The 21,106-nt window shown below is 38.7% G+C and carries 21 protein-coding genes; 8 read left to right on the plus strand and 13 right to left on the minus strand.

All coding sequences use genetic code 11. The features are described 5' to 3' along the window. Positions 1–227 precede the first annotated feature (227 nt). Positions 228–974 carry a hypothetical protein gene (locus BGP15_RS00005; RefSeq protein WP_088161284.1) on the minus strand — a complete coding sequence of 249 codons (747 nt, stop codon included), beginning with the start codon at positions 972–974 and terminating at the stop codon, positions 228–230. A 262-nt stretch (positions 975–1,236) separates the two neighbouring features. On the opposite strand from BGP15_RS00005, the gene BGP15_RS00010 reads away from it, so the two are divergent. After that, complete coding sequence (locus BGP15_RS00010) at positions 1,237–5,745, plus strand: PDDEXK-like endonuclease domain-containing protein (protein WP_286768342.1); 4,509 nt, start codon at positions 1,237–1,239, stop codon at positions 5,743–5,745. Positions 5,746–6,028: 283 nt separating this feature from the next. On the opposite strand, the gene BGP15_RS00015 is transcribed toward BGP15_RS00010, so the two are convergent. Then, positions 6,029–6,424: a hypothetical protein gene (locus BGP15_RS00015; RefSeq protein ID WP_286768343.1), complete on the minus strand. Its 396-nt coding sequence runs from the start codon at positions 6,422–6,424 to the stop codon at positions 6,029–6,031. Between the two features lie 3 nt (positions 6,425–6,427). Further along, positions 6,428–7,600, minus strand: a complete 1,173-nt coding sequence (locus tag BGP15_RS00020; protein ID WP_286768344.1) for an FAD-dependent monooxygenase — start codon at positions 7,598–7,600, stop codon at positions 6,428–6,430. Between the two features lie 83 nt (positions 7,601–7,683). Here BGP15_RS00020 and BGP15_RS00025 point away from each other — a divergent pair, with 83 nt between their 5' ends. Continuing rightward, the gene (locus BGP15_RS00025) at positions 7,684–8,637 is read left to right on the plus strand and encodes a helix-turn-helix domain-containing protein (RefSeq protein WP_286768345.1); all 954 of its coding nucleotides are present in this window, start codon (positions 7,684–7,686) and stop codon (positions 8,635–8,637) included. Positions 8,638–8,642: 5 nt separating this feature from the next. On the opposite strand, the gene BGP15_RS00030 is transcribed toward BGP15_RS00025, so the two are convergent. After that, positions 8,643–8,900: a hypothetical protein gene (locus BGP15_RS00030; protein WP_286768346.1), complete on the minus strand. Its 258-nt coding sequence runs from the start codon at positions 8,898–8,900 to the stop codon at positions 8,643–8,645. A gap of 726 nt (positions 8,901–9,626) precedes the next feature. Between BGP15_RS00030 and BGP15_RS00035 the strand changes: the two genes are divergently transcribed. Beyond that, positions 9,627–9,914 (plus strand): hypothetical protein, encoded by a 288-nt coding sequence (locus BGP15_RS00035; RefSeq protein ID WP_286768347.1) that lies wholly within the window; start codon positions 9,627–9,629, stop codon positions 9,912–9,914. Positions 9,915–10,120: 206 nt separating this feature from the next. Here the strand turns inward: BGP15_RS00035 and BGP15_RS00040 are convergent, their stop codons facing one another. The 3 genes from BGP15_RS00040 to BGP15_RS00050 all read right to left on the minus strand — a co-directional run bounded on the left by BGP15_RS00040 (position 10,121) and on the right by BGP15_RS00050 (position 11,131). Continuing rightward, positions 10,121–10,567, minus strand: a complete 447-nt coding sequence (locus tag BGP15_RS00040) for a tetratricopeptide repeat protein (protein WP_286768348.1) — start codon at positions 10,565–10,567, stop codon at positions 10,121–10,123. Positions 10,568–10,686: 119 nt separating this feature from the next. Beyond that, the gene (locus BGP15_RS00045; protein ID WP_286768349.1) at positions 10,687–10,944 is read right to left on the minus strand and encodes a hypothetical protein; all 258 of its coding nucleotides are present in this window, start codon (positions 10,942–10,944) and stop codon (positions 10,687–10,689) included. 4 nt (positions 10,945–10,948) lie between these two features. Next, on the minus strand, positions 10,949–11,131 hold the full coding sequence (locus BGP15_RS00050) for a DUF3606 domain-containing protein (protein ID WP_075992235.1): 183 nt from the start codon (positions 11,129–11,131) through the stop codon (positions 10,949–10,951). Between the two features lie 93 nt (positions 11,132–11,224). On the opposite strand from BGP15_RS00050, the gene BGP15_RS00055 reads away from it, so the two are divergent. The 3 genes from BGP15_RS00055 to BGP15_RS00065 all read left to right on the plus strand — a co-directional run bounded on the left by BGP15_RS00055 (position 11,225) and on the right by BGP15_RS00065 (position 12,908). Next, on the plus strand, positions 11,225–11,410 hold the full coding sequence (locus tag BGP15_RS00055) for a DUF2188 domain-containing protein (RefSeq protein WP_070568431.1): 186 nt from the start codon (positions 11,225–11,227) through the stop codon (positions 11,408–11,410). A 31-nt stretch (positions 11,411–11,441) separates the two neighbouring features. After that, positions 11,442–12,215, plus strand: a complete 774-nt coding sequence (locus tag BGP15_RS00060; protein WP_286768350.1) for an Fpg/Nei family DNA glycosylase — start codon at positions 11,442–11,444, stop codon at positions 12,213–12,215. Between the two features lie 198 nt (positions 12,216–12,413). After that, a complete protein-coding gene (locus BGP15_RS00065; RefSeq protein ID WP_232475760.1) occupies positions 12,414–12,908 on the plus strand; it encodes a hypothetical protein in 495 nt (164 codons plus the stop codon). Between the two features lie 67 nt (positions 12,909–12,975). Here the strand turns inward: BGP15_RS00065 and BGP15_RS00070 are convergent, their stop codons facing one another. From BGP15_RS00070 to BGP15_RS00095, 6 genes are all read right to left on the minus strand, one after another. Further along, positions 12,976–13,248 (minus strand): hypothetical protein, encoded by a 273-nt coding sequence (locus BGP15_RS00070; RefSeq protein WP_075992232.1) that lies wholly within the window; start codon positions 13,246–13,248, stop codon positions 12,976–12,978. Between the two features lie 283 nt (positions 13,249–13,531). After that, positions 13,532–15,097: an ABC transporter permease/substrate-binding protein gene (locus BGP15_RS00075; RefSeq protein WP_286768351.1), complete on the minus strand. Its 1,566-nt coding sequence runs from the start codon at positions 15,095–15,097 to the stop codon at positions 13,532–13,534. Beyond that, the gene (locus BGP15_RS00080) at positions 15,094–16,014 is read right to left on the minus strand and encodes an ABC transporter ATP-binding protein (protein WP_286768352.1); all 921 of its coding nucleotides are present in this window, start codon (positions 16,012–16,014) and stop codon (positions 15,094–15,096) included. Before BGP15_RS00080 ends, BGP15_RS00075 begins: the two co-directional genes overlap by 4 nt. 1 nt (position 16,015) lies before the next feature. Beyond that, on the minus strand, positions 16,016–17,209 hold the full coding sequence (gene egtB / locus BGP15_RS00085) for an ergothioneine biosynthesis protein EgtB (RefSeq protein WP_286768353.1): 1,194 nt from the start codon (positions 17,207–17,209) through the stop codon (positions 16,016–16,018). 12 nt (positions 17,210–17,221) lie between these two features. After that, a complete protein-coding gene (locus BGP15_RS00090) occupies positions 17,222–18,223 on the minus strand; it encodes an L-histidine N(alpha)-methyltransferase (protein WP_286768354.1) in 1,002 nt (333 codons plus the stop codon). 234 nt (positions 18,224–18,457) lie between these two features. Beyond that, entirely contained in the window at positions 18,458–18,694 is a 237-nt protein-coding gene (locus BGP15_RS00095) for a hypothetical protein (protein ID WP_070566443.1), read from the minus strand. A 268-nt stretch (positions 18,695–18,962) separates the two neighbouring features. On the opposite strand from BGP15_RS00095, the gene BGP15_RS00100 reads away from it, so the two are divergent. After that, the gene (locus tag BGP15_RS00100; protein WP_286768355.1) at positions 18,963–20,048 is read left to right on the plus strand and encodes a glycosyltransferase family 4 protein; all 1,086 of its coding nucleotides are present in this window, start codon (positions 18,963–18,965) and stop codon (positions 20,046–20,048) included. Further along, positions 20,038–21,105 (plus strand): glycosyltransferase, encoded by a 1,068-nt coding sequence (locus BGP15_RS00105; RefSeq protein WP_286768356.1) that lies wholly within the window; start codon positions 20,038–20,040, stop codon positions 21,103–21,105. The genes BGP15_RS00100 and BGP15_RS00105 overlap by 11 nt, the downstream gene beginning before the upstream one ends. Position 21,106 lies beyond the last annotated feature (1 nt).

A 21,106-nucleotide genomic window follows, 5' to 3' on the forward strand; every position in this document is an offset into this window, starting at 1 on the left:
CTTGGAATAAAATGAACGTGAAAAAATTTTATTTCAAAGGCAACGGTAGCCCCAAAAATGAGAAAAAACATCAATTCGTAAACGCGTACTTTAATGAGCTGATCAAATCTATTCTTGAAAAATCAACCAATATTGATAATTGGTAATATCGATGTATTTGTTCTCTTCCTGACAATAAACTTGCGAGCTTTCATCCCATTTTTCCGGTTTTAATTCTAGAAATAATATCATTCAACGCCTTTAAAAGACATAATAACGCCAGAATATTTATCGTGATCTGCACCAATATAAGATAAATCAATACCGGATAAATTTTTATTGTTCACAGCTTCTTTAAATAGCGTATAATTCATTTTTTCGACCCTATTATTCCAGTCTTCATCCGATGTTGGCTTAATTGATTCCAAATCTTTCATTTCAAACATCGCACGATCCGATATTTTTTTAGACCGTTGGACAAAAATTGTATCTCCTTCTATCTTTAGAATCTTAACCCAACCTGCTGGTAAACCTTGGATGTTATTTCCTTCAGCATCGGTAAAGAAACTTGCACCATATAGTTGTCCTGCCTGTAGTTGTTGAGCCGATTGAGCAAGACTTTCTTTTTCATTCCGATATTTCTTACCATCTATGTTCAGTTTAATACCATAAATAATAGAGCCGATAATTGCTATCGATGCTATAATCAAATACCCTTTCCAAAGTTTGAAATACGGAATTTCTAGTGTCTTCTTAAATTTCTTTACCTCTTCTTTTATTTCAGGCGAATAATTTCTTGCGTGGATGACCTGCCCGTATTGATTGACTAAACGAGACATTTTTACCAGACCTCCTCCAACTGGAAACCCTAAAAATTTGGTCGCAGGTGTAATGATACTAAGATTGAAATTCTGCGCTATGGTCTCATTTTTTAATGTTGCAATGATATTTTTACTTCCTAAAACGTACTCGTAACGTGTATAAATGAACAGCATAAATGGAATGAATTATAACTATAACGGTTCGAAATTAAGAAAAAATTCCTCCTGTAACAATCCTGTGTCAATTAACTAATTAGTACAGAAACAGATAAATTTATTTGATATCCTACGCGTACCTGAACCATCTCGTGTAGGATCTTTGCGATGAAGCTGGAGTGTCTAATTAAAATGCTGACAGGCATTGATAAGGTAATTTGATTCGATTGCTGATTATACCGAATATTTGTATCTTAGGTTAAATACAAATATTACAATTATGTCATCCAAGATTTTCCTGCAATCTTTACAAAGTAAATTAAAAGGCGGTAACGCCCGATCTATTCATTTAAATGCATTGCCAGGAAGGTTGGCCACACGGTTAGACCTACAGGAGCTCGACCTCATTGAGGATGGTCTCGCCAAATCATTTTTGGATACCTTGTTGACCAAAGCAAACTTTGAATTTAAGATATCATTTGATAAAATAGATCTCAATGAAAAAGATGCGGAGGCTCAAAAGAAACTGACCGTCATTTCTAAACGACTGAACTCCATTATCATAGAAAATGAGGACTATTTTAAAGAACATGGGATGAAGACCCTTGGGTTCGGCTACCCGATACTTATAAAAAGATCTTCAAAAGACCCCGCTAAGATCATAAAAGCCCCATTATTCATTTGGCAACTAGAGGCCGTTAAATCTAAAAACAAAGTCAATGAATGGTCGTTTTTGCGAAATAAAGTGGTTCAAGCGAATGGAAAAATAGTGGATTCAGATATTCACCCGATCAGTATCAATGAAGTCCTCCTTTCTTTTATCAAAAGTGAAGATGACATCACACTCCCCAATCTGACCAATGAGGCCTTAGATGACGCACTGATTGATAGCAACGAGTTAGTGAACGCTTGTGCTGAAGTACTGGAAGCACTCAATTCAAATAGTAAAGAGCAGATACTCGAGGTGCTAAGCAAAAACTTTGAAACAGCTATCAATGTATTACCCGAAGCATCCCAGATAGATGCTATCGCCAATAACAAAGCTTACATTCATTTTGGTGGTATTTTTGGTTTGTTCAGAGCGCAAAAAGAAAGTATTATTACCGACATTTCCCGCTTATTAGATCGCTTCGATGCCTTTGAATTTGATGAGCTTAAAGTGGAAAGCTTATCGACAACACCTTTCAGTGCCGTAGATACAGACCCAAGCCAACAGGCAATAATAAGTGCTCTTGGAAATGAACCGAATCAAATAATACAAGGCCCCCCAGGTACGGGAAAGAGTCAATCATTAACTGCACTGATAACAAATGCACTTGCCAATGGAATGAAATGTCTTGTCGTCTGCGAAAAGAAAACAGCGCTTGATGTCATTAAAGCAAATATCGAACGTACGAATCCTCAAATCGGCGCTTTAGTCGGTATAATTGATGATGTAAACGATGCGCGTGAAGCGATCGTAGATTCTGTCAGAGATCGTCAGATCGGAGTTCCGTTTCACATCTCAGTAAGGCAAGCTCAAAACCAATATGATACGATAAAATCAAAACTCAAGGAATCAGCTGAACTTATTAACGCACAGCATGCTGCCTTAGCTCAAACGGTCTACGGTGATAAGAGTTGGTCGCAGATCGTAGGACGGTATTTGGCTTTATTAAAAAACTTTAATGAGGTACCGCTTAAGAATATTATACCGAAAGAGGATTTTAATTTTGCTCAGGATCACACAGAACTAGAAAAGACACTTGCTATTTTAAAACATAGCCATAATTTATTTAAGCAATCGCATCAGGTCCATTCCATATTTAGACCATTGACAGACGATCTGTTTTTAGATCAACAGGTTGGACCATCACGTGTAAGAATTGAAGATTTTATTGCATACGCTCATAAACAGATTCCAACGATTGAACAGGTTATTGCTGAACGTCAGGTGAGTGGAAAGCATTGGGCTGATGATTTTTTGAGCGGTATTCCCGCAATAATGCAGCAGGATTTTAAGCCCTATTTAGCATTTTGTATTGGAGATTCAGTTCAAGAAGAGGCATTACCATCCACTTTTCCTCAGGAACAGCGGATCAACGAAATTGTCTTAGCATTACAAACAGTTCGGATTAAAGCGCAACAATTTTTCAAGCAATATGAAGATGCTTTGCAACAACATTATAGCAGCTATCATACATCGCTAAGCAATGCAATAATAACTTATCTTGCCTACGCTGAATCAAGCATTGCTCAATATGGTAATAATTTATTGGATAATAGTAGTGGTGCAAAATTTAAAACAAGTTTATTAAGTATATTCTCGGGAAAACATAAACAAATAAAACAAACGAGGATCGAATTAAAGAATCGCATCGCGCAGGTAAGATCAGCCCATGTTCAGAAAAATTATATTGACCATCAATATAACGATCATTTGGAAACGACTGATTTATCTATTTATCTAAATAATATCGAGGAACTCAGACAAAAGGCAGCCGATTGGAAAGAGCAATACCCGCATACGATAAATAACTATTTGTCTAATATTAATGATCATCATTTTCATGCTGAACTGAGTGAACTAAAAGCGCAGATAACTCCCCTACTTCAAAAATTGGATAGTATAGAGCAAATGCTAATCGCTGATTACAATATCGTTCCAACGACTCCTGTTACCGATATCAATGGGTTGCTTGAGGCAATACCTTATCTAACTGAAAGAGTAACTTTTCAATTAAGCTATTTTAATAATTTTCGTGACTACTACGCGGTACGCGCTGATGCCTATCGAAGTCTACAAAACTCGTTTGACGATATTGAAAGTAACCAATTAACAGGAAATATTACGGATGGTGTATTTTTACAATATATAAATCTTCAAACCGCACAGGAACAATGTGATAGGATTAATCACACTATCGCAACATTCAACGAGCACATAAGTGATTTCCGTATCTATCATGAGTGGAAATCATTTTTCCTTTCACAGGACGAAGCGCAACAAAGGCTTATTACAAGAATCAGCATACATCTTAAAGATCATTGGGCTGATGCATTTGAATGTTGGTATCTGTATTGGATACTCACGACAAATGAGCCACAGGAATTGCCAAAAAGCGATTACCAACTACAACAATATCAACAGCAAAAACAAGAGTTTAACCATGCGCAGCTGAATAGTGTTATTGCCTTATGGACAGAAAAACAAGCGGAAGCCGTCGGACATTTTAAAGCCAGAGGACACAACATAAATAGTTTGTTTAACAAAAAGGGAGCTAAGGGAATGCGTCGCAATTCACTCCGCACTATTGTGAACAGAGAATTTGAACTATTTACTAATTTTTTTCCAGTATTATTGGTCAATCCATCGGTCTGCAGTTCTATCCTACCACTGGAGGAAGGAATTTTTGATGTGGTCATATTCGATGAGGCCAGCCAGCTGCGTCTCGAAGATACTTACGCGGCCCTGATCCGGGGAAAAGCAAAAATTGTTTCCGGTGATAAGCACCAGATGGCTCCCTCCTCTTACTTCGAAGGAAGTGGAGCGCTACTTGATCCGATCGATGATGAGATAGAAGACTCCGAAGATGAATTTTCTGATCGGACTGCGCTACAAGCGGCTCAGCTTAACCTTGCAGATAGTGAATCCTTACTAGCTTATGCTGTAGACAAAGGGTTTGTGGAGTCTTATTTAAAAGTCCATTACCGCTCGAAACACCCTTATCTTATCGACTTCTCTAATCATGCGTTTTACGGAAATAGGTTGATGCCTGTTCCGGCGAAGGAGCACTACACTCCTATCGAATATTTACAGATTGATGGATTGTATGAAGGGCAAGTAAATAAACAAGAGGCATTGAGAGTGGTCGAATTGTTACAACAGATCATGAAGGAAGCTAAAGACAGTATTCCAAGCGTGGGTGTTGCTACTTTCAATATTTACCAACGCAACTTGATCCTTGAGGAACTGAGTGCAGTTCGCCAGAATGACCCTGCATTCGACAGTTTAATGGCGCAGGCGGGAGATTCATTCTTTGTTAAAAATCTCGAAAACATTCAGGGCGACGAACGGGATATTATCATTCTATCCACAACATTTGGGCGAAAAGCCGACGGTTCGTTTAGTCAAAACTTTGGTCCGATTATACAAGGTAAAGGACATCGTATGTTGAACGTAATCATCACTCGAGCGCGGTCAAAGGTATATGTATGTACTTCTTTCCCGCAGGAGTATGTTGGTCAGTACCCAAATCTTATCCAACAGAAGGGCAATAAAGGCCGTGGTATTATGTACGCTTACTTTACCTATGCGAAAGCGGTAAGTGAGGGTAATGACGAATTGCGAAAGGGCATTCTCCAGCTATTGAGTCAGTATTGTACAGATAAACTGTATGAGCCAGCAGAATTTAGCTTGGGGTCTGAGTCTCCATTTGAAGATGAAGTATTCGAACAACTTGCACAGCATATCGGTGCCGATCGTTTAGAACAGCAGCATTCCGTAGGCGGTTTCCGGATTGATATCGTTGTCAAATCAAAAACAAGCCACAAACCACTCATCGCAATAGAGTGTGATGGCGCGAAATATCATAACAGTCCGGAAGCTTATGCTTGGGACAGTTTCCGACAGGAGCAACTTGAAAGATATGGTTTTGTATTTCATAGGATATGGTCAATTAAATGGTGGGATGATGCCGATGGAGAGCTGAAGCGACTACTTGATTTTATTCGTCAACAGGATGAAGAAGAGGCAAATTTGAACAACCACGTGCATGTGGCAACGAAAATCAATATAAATGATAATTAGCGAATCGCCATTGATAGAACCGATAATTCGCAGGTAACCAGCACAAATAATGTTATCTCATTGGTTCCCGACTCCTATTAAAGGTTATCGAGGCAACAATCGTAACCACAATAACCTTAAAAAGGAGCTATTCACACCAAATGACGAAGTCTGATCTCACGTTCAGGCTTGATAACTTAAAAGATGCATATTAATTATCGCTTTTGATGACATTACTCCTACAGCACTAAATCTAGTTTCGCCAAAAAATCAGGTGGTCAATTTGCAACTAAGAATCGCATGGTCATTTGATATGAAATTTACATATAATAGAAGTTACTCGATATCCTAAAAATACACAGGGTAAAATACCTAAAATCAGCAATACCCAAAACCATATAGGATTTTCAGACGACAACCATAGCCAACCCACGACCAGTATTATTAAACCACCAACTATAAGATTTTCTCTTGGCTTGCCCCCTATCCTCGTAGTAGCCATTCCACCCAACACACAACTAAACCAAACACAAAAAAGTTTGATGATAAATTGGGAAAAATTGGTGGCAGCGATTTCCTTACTGGTAAATATTTCTAAAGATGACGTGAACAGCGAGCCTTGCATTTTTGCAAAAACAGAACTCATTAATCCTATCGTTCCGAATCCAACTATGACGGAAAATATCTTTCTAAAATTCATTATCTAATTGATTTTAAAATTTAACTGGTCTTTCGTTAATAAAATTGGATCAATCATTATTTTTTGCACATCAGCCTCAGAGGCGGCTCTGAATGAATGGACAAAACAGTTTAATTTTTCTTTACTATCAGGGATAAATGATGCTGAATTATTTTTTGCATTAGCCTGAAATTTCTGAATTATTGGCTGCATCATGGTATCATAATTGCAACAAGCCGTTTTTAAATCATTCGGATTTTGATGAATAAAATGAGCTAGCGCCTTTGCTCCATAAATTGATAATGATGCTCCCATTCCCGATAGCGCAGTGGGACAATACCCCGCATCTCCCAATAAAACCACATTACGATTTACTAAAGTGGATGAATTTACCATCCCCATTTTATCAATAAACATTAGACCGTTATCCGCGAAGCGACCTAACAAATGCTGTATATCTTCATTATACCCAGCAAAAGATGTTTTGAGTATTTCATTAGCTTTATTTTGAACAGATGGTAAATCTCCTGTATTATGTAAATAGCACTGAATGGCTATTTCATCGGAAGCAATGGGATAAATAGACAGCATCTTATTCACATCAATATAGATATTGAATTTGCCAACCTCATAAGAATGATGCTCTTTCAATCGTCCACCCATATAAACAAATTTAAAATCCTCTAGCGTACTTTCCGGAAAATAATTTTGTCTTGTCGTAGAGCGTAACCCTTCTGAAACGATAAGGAGATCGGCCTCCAACACAGTTCCGTTGTTGAGTAATATTTGGACTTTGTCTTCATCATGCATTACGTTTTCAACAGAAGATGAAAAATGAATACTCACTTCATTTTTTACTTCGTTGTATAAAACGTGATGCAATCCGCCTCGCGTTATCAGAACGGAACGTTCAATATTCTCGTTCATTTTCTCATAGCTAAGACTTTGTATAATTGAATCGTCTGACTCCCTGAAATTTACAAATTCAGAGGGTGACGATGCTTGTTGTAATTGTTCTGCTAATCCTAATTCTTCAATAATACGAACGCCAAAACTCTTAAGCGAAATAAGAAATCCGGACTTACTGAATGATGCCGCTCTTTCCAAAACAGTCACCTTATGCCCTTGTTTGCTCAACAGTTTTGCAACAGTCAATCCAGCGATGCCACCTCCTGAAATAATAATATTTTTTTTCATTTTTTTCATTTTTATACAGCAAATATCTTTCTATATTTACAGATAAAATAGCCCAAATTAAACTAATAATAGTCCAAAAAATTATGTTTGATGAAAAGCGTAAAATGAGAAAACTTGCTGAAAAACTTGGCATCTCCTTATCTTCCATTGAAAATGAGATAAAATTTTTGAATTTCAACGAATTGAACATTGTGGACTTGATGCCCGAGATGTTAATAATGGTTCGCTCTTTAATTGCCAGCAAGACTTTTGCTTATAAAAGAAAACCAATCAGGACAATAGAAAAAGGACTACTCATTTCGTTTCAAAATATTCTTATTAACAAAAAATCGGCAAATGCCATTAGTAAAAGATCTTTGAACAATCAGCCTCATGTTCGTATTATACCTTCACATTTGGAAAGTGAAGTGTTATTTCCTAAAGATGTCCACGTACAGCAAATCAGCATTTTAGTTGAGCTGGAATACCTGAAACATTTTGTAGGAAATGATGCAGATAAATTGTCTTATCTTTTTGATATAGAAAAAACCTTTTGGATAGAAGAATTTTTGTCACCTGAAATGACTGATTTAATTGCTCAATTAGCTGACCTTTCAATAGAAAACATTTTACCGCAAACTTTTTATCGGTTAAAAGCACTTGAACTTATTTATCTGCTTTTCAGCAATTTATTAAAAAGAAAAAAAACAGATTATTTCCATCTTAACAACGCTGAAATTGATGCGGTTTATTTGGTTCGGAATACGATAGCATCAAATCTGGAAAAATCCCTATCTAAAGATGAACTGGTAAAAATAGGTGGAATGAATGAGCTAAAACTAAGAAGTATTTTTACACAAGTTTTTGGAAAAGGAATGTACGAATATTACAATCATCTTCGTATGCAAAAAGCAGCAAGACTATTACAGCAGGAAAATCTTTCAGTTTCAGAAGTTGGCTATCAAGTAGGATTTAGCAATCTGAGTTATTTCGGAAGGTTGTTTGAAAAACACTTTGGATTAAAACCAAAGAAGTGGCAGGATAAAAATAGAATGTAAATACCTTATCCCTTTGCAAATTCTACTTTACCGGAGAAATCAGAGGTTGAGAGCTCCATTTTAAATATGCCATCTGAGTCGGTAACGGTACTTCCAATTAGTTCCCCTTTTTCAGATTTAAAATTCACAGATGTATTGCTTGCTTTTTCATTAGTGTCACCCAATCTAATTACCCCCGATACAATTAGGTTTTCATACATGTTACTTTCATTCTCATCTGTGTAAGCTTGCACTTCAAATCCACCGCTGTTATATCGTTGCACTCTTCTGATAGGATCTTCGCTATACATTCTCCGAGAACAACCAATAGTTATAAAAATTATAGATCATAAAACTGTAAAAAATCTGTTCATTAAAATCGATTCGATAAAAAAATTACTTTTATAAACAATAAAGATAAGATTACATTTTTAACATCCCGCAGGTTGACCGTGTTGAACTGTATCATTGTTTTCTACTTTATACTGTTCAGCTTTAATACGATCTATTATACTTTTATTTTCGTGTCCGAGAGCTTCATAAAAGCTTTAGGACCTGTTAATCCCTTCCAAGCCATATCATTGTAAAAGGCAGAATCGAATCCATTGTCTGCATAAAATATTTTAGCGACTATTTCTTCGCCAAAATCCGGCAAGAACAAAGGCATACTGATGTATATCGGAATTTGTGGGCTAAAAGGAGGGTTTCACCTTTTATTTTGATCTTCGTGTACATACGCTAGCCCTTTGAAGTTGCTCGTTGACCAATATTTACCAATAGATAAACCTATATGCCACAGCTCTTGTTCTTTCTTAAATATTTAGAACCATGATATATACGGTTTATGCAGATCAGCAGTATCAAGGCAGGAAGATCCCTCTGTTAGCAGTATTTATAATTGTAAAAAAAGATCACAAAAATAAAGTACAAAGAAGTGTAGTGACACTGAAAGATACAATTACCACAATTTGATTACTTATTTTTACTAAATAAATTAGTATTTTTGATCCATGAAACCTCTTAAAGTCTTTTGCCGAAATCGCGTTATGTATGTCCAAATGACTGTGCATGATAAAAGCATGGGCATGAAAGACTATCATCTTTACAACAAAAATGGGCTTGCTTTTTACGTTTTCAGGAAGTCTCAGGGAGTTTGGGAACTTGCGTTTGGAGAACTTGCAAATGATATAAAGGAAGCATGTATCGATGCACTGATCCTGCGATTCGATAGCGATGTACCGGAGCTATTTTACCACCATGGCGTGCGCCAGGTAGTCGAGGTACGCGCGAAAAAATAAAGTCTTTGGCACATTTATCTGAACAATGCTTATGTAGGCAGTATCCAGCACGACAAGTATACTAAGAATTTCGATTATCATATTGAGGACAATAGCCTACTGACCGACGACCAAGTACAAAAATACATCGGAATGATTCAACAAGGAGAGCTAAAATGGAGAAAAGATGAAAATAGATAATTTCGAGATTATTTGCGCGTTTAACGCTACTTTTTTAACCGTTTTGTCGGTTTCTTTTTTTGTGGCTTTGCTGGTGTCTTAATTTTTTTCTGTACGGTTTCCATGCGTTTTCTCCAGCTGATGATCTGAGATTCTTCATATACAGGAAGGCCTTTATCGTTGAGGAGCCCCATAGATTTAGCTAAACTAAGACTGAGGCGTGCAGACATACTGTTTGCTTTCTTCCATGTCTGTTGATCGTCTTTAAAATCCTTCTCATAGGCAGCAATAGCTTGCTTAATAATGGCTAGCTCCTTCTTATTTTCTTTGAGCTTTCGATAAAGAATCATTAATCTGTTATATGCCCCTGCTTGTAATGGTGCTTTCCTTATAACCTGGTTGTAGCTTTTGATGGCATCTTCGGTTTTACCTTCGAGCTCCTGCAATCGTGCATCTTTTAACAGCTCATTTTTGGATTTCTTAATACCAGTCATATTTATTTTTATCTATCAATACGATCCAGAATACCCGGCCAAATCCCCGCTAATAAATTGTAGAGTCCTTTTAATCTGAATATCATAATTAAACTCGAGAAAAGTAATGAACAGATTAGCTAGCTCAAAGTTCCATCTCGGTTTCGGTCCACTTCCAGTAAAAGAAGAAGTTTGGCAATAGCGGGTTCCCTCCATTCTTCCGCAAGATCGCCCTCTATAACACCAAAATCTTCATCTAGGATCAACTGGCAGCCATCCATCGTAATTCGGGCATATGGTCCGTTTTGCCCCTCCTGTCCTACTTCAAAATCACAGTATTTTTCTACTCCTATTTTATTTGTCACCGGAATTCCAGTGAATGTTGCTATAGCTGCCATATTTTTATTTTTTATTTTTCAAATAATTAATAACATCCTCACGACCATTGCCAACGCTTTTGATGGCCTCTTCGACTTGCTGCCGGGTTACGCCAAGTTCTTTTGCCAAATAATCGACCTCATAAGATTCACCGCCAGCTACCTGATTGCGATCCCTTGCATCTTTTTTATTTTTATTGTCTGTCATAATAAATGTTTTTGGAATAGAACAACCGCCAACCAATAGAGTTTGAAAACTATCACTATTCTGATGTTGTTCTAAATACAAAAAGGAGGAATTATGCCTTGGTATAATGGAGATTATCCACCATCATATAAAAATCAACCGGTCAACATCCGGGAGAAAGCAACTGAAATCGCAAATGCTTTGCTTGAGGAAGGCGCCGAAGAAGGAATTGCCATAGCAACCGGCCTAAAAAAAGCGAGGGAGCATTTTAAAAAGGTAAAAGAGGAAAATAGAAAGTAAAGAAGCACATAAATTATTAAAATCGACGACTATGCCAGAATTACCTGACCTACAGGCCTTCAGCAAAAATCTCACAAAAATGCTTAAAGGTAAAGTGCTTGAAAAAGCTGCCATTCACAACAAACAAAAAACCAAAGTCAGCCTGAATGAGCTGCAAACTCTAGAGGGCAAAAAACTCGTCAAAGTTTATCGGGAAGGTAAAAGGCTTTTTTTTGATTTTGGCAAAGATGCTACCTTGTCGGTTCATCTCATGTTGCATGGGAAACTGATATATTCTGAAGACGAAAACCCAAAGTATGCATTAGTTTCCATGAAGTTTAAGGATGGTGGCACGCTATCCATTACCGACTTTAAGAGGATGGCATATATAGAATTGAATCCTGAACATGCAAACGTGATGGATGCACTTTCTGAAAAGCTAAATCCAAAATTACTTTTCGGATTACTGCAATCAAGCAAGGCCAAAATTAAAACTCTCCTGATGGACCAAAACGTCATTGGCGGTATTGGAAATGCCTACGCCGACGAAATCCTGTATGAAGCAGGGATATCACCACTTTCAATTTCAAACAAAATCCCCGAAGAGAAGGTACAACATCTTGCCAAAGCAATTAAGGAGGTACTGGAAAATGCCGAACAGCAGATTCTAAAAGAGCATCCTGAAATCATTAACGGTGAGATAAGGGATTTCATGAAAGTTCATAACAAAAATGCGAAGGTTGATGGTAAGGATCATGAAATATTGCAAACCAAAATTAGCGGCAGAACTACTTATTACACAGAGCAACAAAAAGTTTTCGAATAGCACAGGATACGACTAGAGAATTACTTATCTCAGTGAAGTTTTTTGGCACAGATCTGGTACGGAAATAATAGCAACTAATTGCATATGAATAATCTATATATTATCTTCTTTTTTTTAGTTCTCCAGGGCTGTACAATGCGTAAAAGTACAATGACACCGGTACAAAATAATAAGTCCAAAATATACAATGACAGCTCAATGCAACAAGACTATGTTTCCATTTTAGAAACAATTTTGTCTGACGATTCAGCTGGTATCAAACTGCAACGTGAAGGAGAACGAAGGGCGTTCATTCATAACAAGTTTATGAGAGATTCTATCTCATCATTGCATGACAGGAATTATGTTTTTTACAACGTCGATCCACAGAAGCTGATGAAAATACTGGATAACCAGCTCACAGATTCGCTGGATATGCTGAATCAGATGAACGAAAGGAAGGCAATCATCCCGATTCCAGCCGCTATCAAAGCAGCGTACACTGTTGATGACGCCGATAAATACAGGATGGACCGCAACCAAAGCATTTATTACTTTCACCTTCCCATTATAGGGTATAATCGCAAAAAAGCATACGTGCCGGTTGACTATATATGCGGCCCTTTATGTGGAAACGGTGATGCATTTCTGCTTGAAAAAGTGAATGGTAAATGGGTAATCATACAACGATTCTTTAACCTCTGGATCTCTTAAAAAAATGTAGTCACAATAATCTTTAAACAGAAGATATTCACGCCAAATAACCAAGCGGACTTATAGACTAATGGACCTTATCACTTTCTATAAATACACTTCCCGACAAATAGCACTCGGGAACATTGGCTAATACATAATCAACGTCCAGAATATTAGGACGAGCCGTACTTCCATGCCCACAATACAAACTCCTGATCCAGGTATCTACGTCATCCACCCATATCGCCTTCCAGGTAATATTTTGTGGATCCTGGACATTGACAGGTGAAATTAGGACATTATACCCCATCGCTCGCAGCGCGGTTAATACGACTCGATTTACTTTGACAAATTTCATCTTCGAAAGCTATATACGGTTGTCTTTACTTTGGAACAGAAATACAACCCATATGGTTCAAAAGTCATTAACTTTTTGTGCTTAGCGGCAGATCCTAATAGTACTAAATCTGACTGATCGCTTGCATCGGATCCATTCCCGAATCAAGAGACTCGTGGTGGTTACTCCTTTTTATATATAACTATTAAAACTGTCCTGTATGAGTTTTATGAGGTGTAATCATACAGGAGAAATGCTTCGGAACATCATTTTTTGACTTTCTGATTTAGTTTTTATACCACTTTTAGTAATATTTTTTCAAATCACTAATTCTTTCAATATGAAGTTCTCTGGCCTGAGACCGCCGCATCATTAGCGCATAAGCATTATTAAATCCCAAAGGTTTTAACCACTTGATGCCGTACAGCCTCTGAAACTCATTGTTCACATAATTATAGGTATCGGAAGGACTTTTGGATACGCTTCCTAATACCTGCTGATTTGGTTTTAACAACACCAAAAGGCCTGTTCCGGTGTACTCTACATAGCAATCAATCGCGTCGCTCACCAAAGCATCAAAACATATTTTGGTCCCACCCAACCCCGTCTTTGTATCTACTTTATAATCGGTATGGCCTTCGATCAGAATTTTGTATATCGCAGCCAAAATATATTGTTCTGCAAAAATTTTTGAACCTACCTTTATCGTACCGGCGCTCCCAGAACCAGTTGGCTTATAAAGATTGTTGTGCAGCAGAAAGTCCTTTGCAATATGTTCTGGCGTCTGCTTCAAAAAATCGGCTCTATAATTTAGATCCGTCATGACCGAATCATTGAACTTATCTGCCAGCAGATTCATTGTTTCTTCCAGCTTTGGGAATTTCTGAAGTGTTGCCGTCTTTATAATTGGCGCTGCAAAATAAGGTGGGAAAATCTTCTTGTCATCTGCCAGCACAAACAGGTCGTATGCCTTGATCCGCCCATCGGTGGAGTATCCGCTAATGAGATCAAGATCTTTTTCATAAGCGGCTTTATACATAATCGCATCGCTGACAACAAGTGGGTTGACCTGAAGACCATAGATACTGCGAAGTCCCAGGTCACCGTCCTGACGTCCCATAAACTCTGGTGTGAAACCTGCCTTGATGCGACTGTCATTGGACCTCATAACCATATAAAGCATACTTAAAATGCACACAGCGGTGAATATGCCCAAAATAATATAGGTCTGTCGACTTTTGATATTTACCTGGGAATATTGGATTAGTGCAATGCCTTTGTCCAAGAGGATTGCTAGTAATGCTGCAGGAATAGCACCGGCCAAGATCATGTTTGAATTGTTGAGGGATATACCGCCAAAAATAAATTCACCCAAGCCTCCGGCGGCAACAAATGATGCCAAGGTAGCTACACCAACATTGATCACTGCCGCTGTACGTACGCCCGCGATAATCACTGGCATGGCAAGTGGGAGTTCTACTCTGAGAAGCAGTTGCCAAGCGGTCATACCCATCGCCTTGGCTGCCTCCACGATACCGGAACCAACTCCTGTAATGCCGGTAAAGGTATTCCGGATAATGGGTAAGAGTGCGTAAATAAATAGTGCAACAATGGCGGGAATAGCTCCGATACCCAGAACCGGAATAAGAAAACCCAACAATGCAATACTCGGTACAGTTTGCAAAACACCTGCAAAACCTAAAATAATAGCAGCAAATTTTCTTTTTCTCGAGATCAGTACCCCTAGAGGCACTCCGATAAGAATGGCAAATACCAAAGATAAAAATGTAAGCCCAAGATGTTGGCCAATCTGGGTCAATAGCTTGTCCTGTTGTTCGAGAATAAATTGCCAAAAACTTTGCGCTTTCATACCACTTGTTGTTTTCGATAGTTGTTAAATGCACCCACTAGCGTTTCATAGGCTTGCGCCGCATCTGTATGCATACTCAGAACCTGGGTGGCATGCCATAAATCTGTGCTCAATGTAAATCCATAACGCGAGATAAAAGGATCTATCGCCGTAATCCCTTGTAGTTCTTGTAAGGTAGTCACTTTATACTCCAATAGTAGGCGATTTTCGGCGAAGAAATTGGCTACAAATTCATTTGCAGGTCTATATAACAGTTCTTTTGGCGTTCCAATCTGCACGATTTTCCCCTTGTCCATTAAGCAGATCAGCTGTCCAAGTTCGAAAGCCTCCGACACATCGTGCGTAACGAGGATGATCGTCTTACTGCGTATCTCCTCCAAGGATCTGAATTCTGCGTGGATATCTGCTTTGGTTATATTATCCAGTGCTCCGAAGGGCTCGTCCATTAATAGAATAGGTGAATCGGCGATCAGTGCCCTAGCAATGCCTACGCGCTGTTGTTGCCCTCCACTCAGTTCATGGGGATAACGTTGGAGGATCTCCTCGCCCAAGTTTAATTTGTGAAGTAGCTCCGCAGTACGCAGGCTTATTGTCTTTTTTTCCCATTTCAGCAATTCTGGAACTACAGCAATATTGCGTGCAACGGTATAATGCGGAAAAAGGCCGGCATGCTGCATGACAAAACCAATTTGCCTACGTAAATCATGGATGTCTCTTTCTCTGATATCTTTGCCAGCAATAAAGATCTGGCCTTTATCGGGTTCGATAAGCCTATTGATCATTTTTAGGGTTGTCGTCTTTCCACAACCGCTGGTCCCTAGCAGAACAAGAACTTCGCCTTCCTTGGCCTGAAGGGAAATCTGATCGACTGCAACCTTTCCATTGAAGAATTTTGAAATGGAGACGATATCTATCATATTATCTCGCCAGTCTAATACCTGTAAATTGCCATTGCAGTGCCGTCTGAAAAAAGTTTCGGTACGTTTTGCGGCTATGATCTTTAGGTGTTGCAATAGAGGCTCCGCGCAAGACCATTTGGTTAACCATAAATTTTCCGTTATACTCGCCCACGGCACCAGCTTCCTTTTTAAATCCGGGGTAAGGTAGATATGCAGAATTGGTCCACTCCCAGCGCTGTCCCCAATTGAGATGATCTGCCGCAACTTCCCACTCTGCCTCTGTCGGAAGCCGCATTCCCCTCCAGGCTGCAAATGCGGAAGCTTCATAAAAGTTGACATGGCAAACTGCATCCTCATGGTCTATTTCCATCAACCCCGCTAAGGAATAATTCATCCATTGACCATCCATCAAATGCCAGTATAAGGGAGCCCGAGCCTGACGCCGTTTTACCCAGTCCCAACCTTCGGCATGCCAATACCTGAAATCAGCGTACCCACCAGCTTCCATGAAAGCCATATATTCCTTATTTGTCACCAAATCACTCGCAATTTCAAAGTCATTCAGATAAACCTTATGTCTGCCTTTCTCATTGTCAAAACAGAAACCCGGACCTTCATATCCGATTTCATAAATCCCAGCATCGAATTTGACATACGCTGATTCAGCTGCAGTATAACTGATAGCGGCTTTTGTACTGCCGTATGCAGGAAAAAGTGGATTGTGCCCAAGTATATATTTGATATCCGTAAGCAGCAATTCTTGATGTTGCTGTTCATGATTTAATCCTAGCACAAAGATGTCAAGGAGATCATTTGTCAAAAACCCACCATCTAAAAACTCAATCATGGACTTGTCCACACATTTGCGATATCTATAGATGTCTGCAACGGAAGGTCTGCTCAGATTTCCTCGATCTGTACGAATCACCCGAGCTCCTATTGTTTCATAGTAACTATTGAATACAAAATTGTATTCAGCATCGAATGGCTGATAGTTTGGCAGATGCGGAAGTAAAATAAATGTTTCGAAAAACCAGGTGGTATGTCCAAGATGCCATTTCGGAGGACTAACCTCTCCTATGGGCTGAACCACATAATCCTCAGTTTCCAACGGTTGGCAAATTTCTTCGGAATATGCTCGTATAGCAAGATAGCTATCGATCCATTTTTGCTTTTCCGACATTTCAATAAGCGCAGTTTGTATATTTTTCATAAATAAAACGTATTAGGACACCCTCCATACCGAATCAACAAACCATCCTTTGCTGTCTTCAATATTTGCGATCAGCTGAAATCCTGCTAAGGAAGCCATACGCTGTATTTCCTCAGGAGCATATTTCTGAGAAATTTCCATGTCAATCAATTCATTTTCCTTAAAAAATATGGAATCACCCTTAATATGAACGTGTTGATTGGTTAGGCTGACCAAGAAACTGCGGCAGGCTCCAGAAATTGGATCGTAGGACTGATAATGCTGAAAATATTGGGTATCGAAATCAGCTTCAAGTTCCCTGTTTATGCGATTCAATAAATTGATATTGAAGGCCGACGTGATTCCGGTTTTATCATTGTAGGCAGAAAGAACGGTGTGTGGATTCTTTTTGAGATCGAAACCGATTATAATCATATCACCGGGGCTTAGTTTACGGCGCACTTCGGCACAAAAAAGCTGGGCTTCGTCCATATCCATATTACCTATATTACCGCCTAAAAATAATACTACTTTTCGCCGTGTGGAAATTTTCATCGCTTGGTCAAGCATTTCAAAGTACTCTCCCTCAAGCGGTACAATGTCTAAATTTGGGATGTCACGATCTAATTTTTCGACTAATAACGAAAGAATATTGCCCGATATATCGATAGGCATATAGGAGTATGAGGTGTGATTTGCGCTGAGATGTTGTAATAGATGACTTGATTTAAGGGCATCACCTGCACCGAGTTCTATCAGGTCGAAATCGGATTCATCAGTAGTGATTAAATCCGCTAGCTCAAAGGTTTTTGTGCGGAATATTTCGAGCTCGCAGTCGGTCAGGTAATATTCGGGCATATGCATGATATCCTGGAAAAGGCGATCGCCAATGGGATCATAAAAATACTTTGAATATAATTTCTTTGGATAAGTATTTAAACCTTCTATCACGTCCTTGTGAAAAATCCCTTCATACTTTTCGATCTCAGGTACAGCACTATTTACCGGTAGAACATTATTTAATTGTAAACTCATAACTCTATGGTTTTTGCGGTCTTTTATACAGCAATATAACAGGAAAAATGAGCGAATAGTTTCAGAATAATCCAATCTGTGAAAATGGTCGAAACAGCAAATGGCCAGCCTGGATTAAGGCGGGGACGTTATGCTGATTTACAATTGAATTTATCGATTCGGAGCAATTACTACTATTTAAAAAAGGCTGATCATAAGATCAGCCTCTAAAACACTCATCACAATAAAACCATACTAATCGTGCCCTTCGGTCTTAACAATCTTGTTGTAAATACCTAATAATAAAAACGGTGCCGCCCACTGCCCGACAAACAGTGCATTATTATCGTCTTTTGTTTTGCAACATTTTAATGCTGCTGAAATTCCCATCGCTGCCAGCGAAGCCGCTAAAAATAAAATCGATGGAATTTTAGAAGTTTGGTTTTCTACCTCTCTTGTTACTTTGTCTTCATTTCCTGTTGTAAGTGCCATAATATATCTACTTTGCTTTATTATTGAACTATTTTCAAGAGGAAATGGTTTAAATTTAAACAAAAAAAAGGTCGAGACGCTAATTCTCGACCTTAACATGATACGAGGTTGGCATATCAACCTAGTTAGCGTCGAAATAGTCAATTCAATAGTAGCTGGTTTTAGGGTATCCTAAAAATAATTGTTACTAACGGTGAACGAATTTCACTTGGTGCTGTTCTAATCAGCATGGTTACGTCACGTGCATCACATATACAATCAATATATTATGAAAATAGCAGTGCTAGCTCATTTAAAACATCCCATCCGCAAACCATTTATGGGCGGGTTGGAAGCCTTTACATACGAAGTAACTAAACTTTTACTGCAAAGGGGACACGAGGTTACCTTGTTTGCCAGTGAGCATTCCGATCCTTCTCTAAATGTGCATGCTATCCTTAGCGATGTAGATTACGATATGGAAACATTAAGTAGATTTCGCTCGCATGAATTGAGTGAAGATTTTATATCGACACATCACGCCTATCTGGAGCTGATGCAGGAGATAGACCAATATGATTTTGATGTTATATTTAACAATAGCCTAAATTACGTACCCATTACAATGGCGACCTTGGCGGAAACACCGATGGTAACTGTATTGCATACACCTCCTATTTTTGAGATGAAAAAAGCTATTATGGCAGCAAACAGATACAACAAAATGACTTATGTATCTGTCTCGCAAACAAATGCAACAATGTGGAAGCCCTATATACCCAACTGTAAGGTCGTACACAATGGAATTGATTTGAATAAATGGAGCTATATAGCAAATAACTCTGGAGAGTATGCATTATGGTTTGGCAGAATTCATCCCGATAAAGGAACCCATTTCGCAATAGCAGCTGCAAAATTGGCCGGAAGACCTATCAAAATCGCAGGCTCGGTCGCAGACAAACATTATTTCGACACTTTTGTCAAACCGCTTCTCGATGACAACGCTGAATGGGTAGAGCACTGCACACACGAACAACTTAATGAACTAATCGGAAATGCGGCAGTAAGTGTGATTACCCCCTGCTGGGAAGAACCTTTCGGTTTGGTTGTTGCTGAGAGTTTCGCATGCGGAACGCCAGTCGCTGGCTTTGCGAGAGGAGCGCTACCAAAAATTGTGACAAAAGAAACTGGATGTCTTACAGCGTCCTGCTCAGTGACAGAATTGGCTAAGTGCATAAACGACGCAGCACAGCTTAGTCGCAAAGCATGCCGAGTGCATGCTGAATCATCATTGGATATACAGCATATGGTATCTTCCTACGAAAATATATTTGCTCAAGTAATCAAAAAATGTGCAGATAAATATGTCTTATAAATATGCTTTTTATATTCACCACCATGGGTCTGGTCATCTTACTCGAGCCTTAGCTATAGCGGCGCAACTACCCTCTGATGAAGTGGTTTTCCTCGGTAGTTCATTAGAAACTTATAAAGATTTAATACCAAAAGGTATTCGTTCAATCGTATTGCCATTTGATATTCCCGCCAATAGCGATCGGGATTGGGCTGCTAGTGACTTGAGTTTTTTACATTATGCTCCCGTGAATGTGAAGGGTATAATAAATAGAAATTACCTTATAACAGAATTTTTTGCTAAGCACAACCACTGTTTACTATTCGTTGATGTGTCGGTCGAGATAACTTTACTTGCGCGTCTCTGTGGGATACCAACAGTAGTCGTAAGACAACATGGCAACCGCTCCGACTTAGCACACTTAATGGCTTATGAAAGCGCTTCTTTTGTGTTGGCACCATACGCAAAAACAATGGCTCAAGATATTGAAAGCGATTTTGCGCATAAAACATTTTATTCAGGTGGCTTCTCCAAATATAGCGGCATGTCGATTGAGGACAATACGAGTGCGGACGATCAGATAGCGATGTTTTTTGGCCGAGGTGGCACATGTTTCGATTGGAAGCTCATCGCTCAAATTCGGAAAGATCTACCTGAAACATCCAGCCTACATATACTCGGCACAATACCAGATTATCACGCTATTAGTGGAGTCAGCTATTATGGCAATTCAAAAACTGCATACGATATATTAAAAAATTGCGGAATCGTGATAAGCAATGCGGGACACAACTGCGTGATGGAATTGGGCGACTTAAGAAAAAAAGTTATTTGCGTACCTGCGGAAAGGCCTTTTGAAGAGCAAAAAATAAAAGCCAAACTACTGCAAAATGCTGGTGTAGCGACGATAATAGAAGAGCAAGCTTTACATCAGGTCAATTGGTCCCACATCATTGAAAACGCAAAAAAATTAAAGGTCGAAGCATGGGAAAAATTGATGAACCCAAAAGCGACCATCGAAATTGCTGCGCGGCTTAAGAAACTGCATTCAAATCTATTTAAAACTTTATATAAATAAT

The organism is Sphingobacterium sp. 40-24 (assembly GCF_001899705.1).
Lineage (GTDB): Bacteria > Bacteroidota > Bacteroidia > Sphingobacteriales > Sphingobacteriaceae > Sphingobacterium > Sphingobacterium multivorum.

Excerpts from the sequence above, each read along its gene's own strand:
- BGP15_RS00065 (WP_232475760.1), top strand. The coding sequence starts at position 12,414 with ATGCAACAAGACTATGTTTCCATTTTAGAAACAATTTTGTCTGACGAT.
- BGP15_RS00020 (WP_286768344.1), bottom strand. The coding sequence starts at position 7,600 with ATGAAAAAAAATATTATTATTTCAGGAGGTGGCATCGCTGGATTGACT.
- BGP15_RS00055 (WP_070568431.1), top strand. The coding sequence starts at position 11,225 with ATGCCTTGGTATAATGGAGATTATCCACCATCATATAAAAATCAACCG.
- BGP15_RS00105 (WP_286768356.1), top strand. The coding sequence starts at position 20,038 with ATGTCTTATAAATATGCTTTTTATATTCACCACCATGGGTCTGGTCAT.
- BGP15_RS00015 (WP_286768343.1), bottom strand. The coding sequence starts at position 6,424 with ATGAATTTTAGAAAGATATTTTCCGTCATAGTTGGATTCGGAACGATA.
- BGP15_RS00010 (WP_286768342.1), top strand. The coding sequence starts at position 1,237 with ATGTCATCCAAGATTTTCCTGCAATCTTTACAAAGTAAATTAAAAGGC.
- BGP15_RS00005 (WP_088161284.1), bottom strand. The coding sequence starts at position 974 with ATGCTGTTCATTTATACACGTTACGAGTACGTTTTAGGAAGTAAAAAT.
- BGP15_RS00075 (WP_286768351.1), bottom strand. The coding sequence starts at position 15,097 with ATGAAAGCGCAAAGTTTTTGGCAATTTATTCTCGAACAACAGGACAAG.
- BGP15_RS00095 (WP_070566443.1), bottom strand. The coding sequence starts at position 18,694 with ATGGCACTTACAACAGGAAATGAAGACAAAGTAACAAGAGAGGTAGAA.
- BGP15_RS00100 (WP_286768355.1), top strand. The coding sequence starts at position 18,963 with ATGAAAATAGCAGTGCTAGCTCATTTAAAACATCCCATCCGCAAACCA.
- BGP15_RS00040 (WP_286768348.1), bottom strand. The coding sequence starts at position 10,567 with ATGACTGGTATTAAGAAATCCAAAAATGAGCTGTTAAAAGATGCACGA.
- BGP15_RS00045 (WP_286768349.1), bottom strand. The coding sequence starts at position 10,944 with ATGGCAGCTATAGCAACATTCACTGGAATTCCGGTGACAAATAAAATA.
- BGP15_RS00080 (WP_286768352.1), bottom strand. The coding sequence starts at position 16,014 with ATGATAGATATCGTCTCCATTTCAAAATTCTTCAATGGAAAGGTTGCA.
- BGP15_RS00035 (WP_286768347.1), top strand. The coding sequence starts at position 9,627 with ATGAAACCTCTTAAAGTCTTTTGCCGAAATCGCGTTATGTATGTCCAA.
- BGP15_RS00025 (WP_286768345.1), top strand. The coding sequence starts at position 7,684 with ATGTTTGATGAAAAGCGTAAAATGAGAAAACTTGCTGAAAAACTTGGC.
- BGP15_RS00070 (WP_075992232.1), bottom strand. The coding sequence starts at position 13,248 with ATGAAATTTGTCAAAGTAAATCGAGTCGTATTAACCGCGCTGCGAGCG.
- BGP15_RS00060 (WP_286768350.1), top strand. The coding sequence starts at position 11,442 with ATGCCAGAATTACCTGACCTACAGGCCTTCAGCAAAAATCTCACAAAA.
- egtB (WP_286768353.1), bottom strand. The coding sequence starts at position 17,209 with ATGAAAAATATACAAACTGCGCTTATTGAAATGTCGGAAAAGCAAAAA.
- BGP15_RS00050 (WP_075992235.1), bottom strand. The coding sequence starts at position 11,131 with ATGACAGACAATAAAAATAAAAAAGATGCAAGGGATCGCAATCAGGTA.
- BGP15_RS00090 (WP_286768354.1), bottom strand. The coding sequence starts at position 18,223 with ATGAGTTTACAATTAAATAATGTTCTACCGGTAAATAGTGCTGTACCT.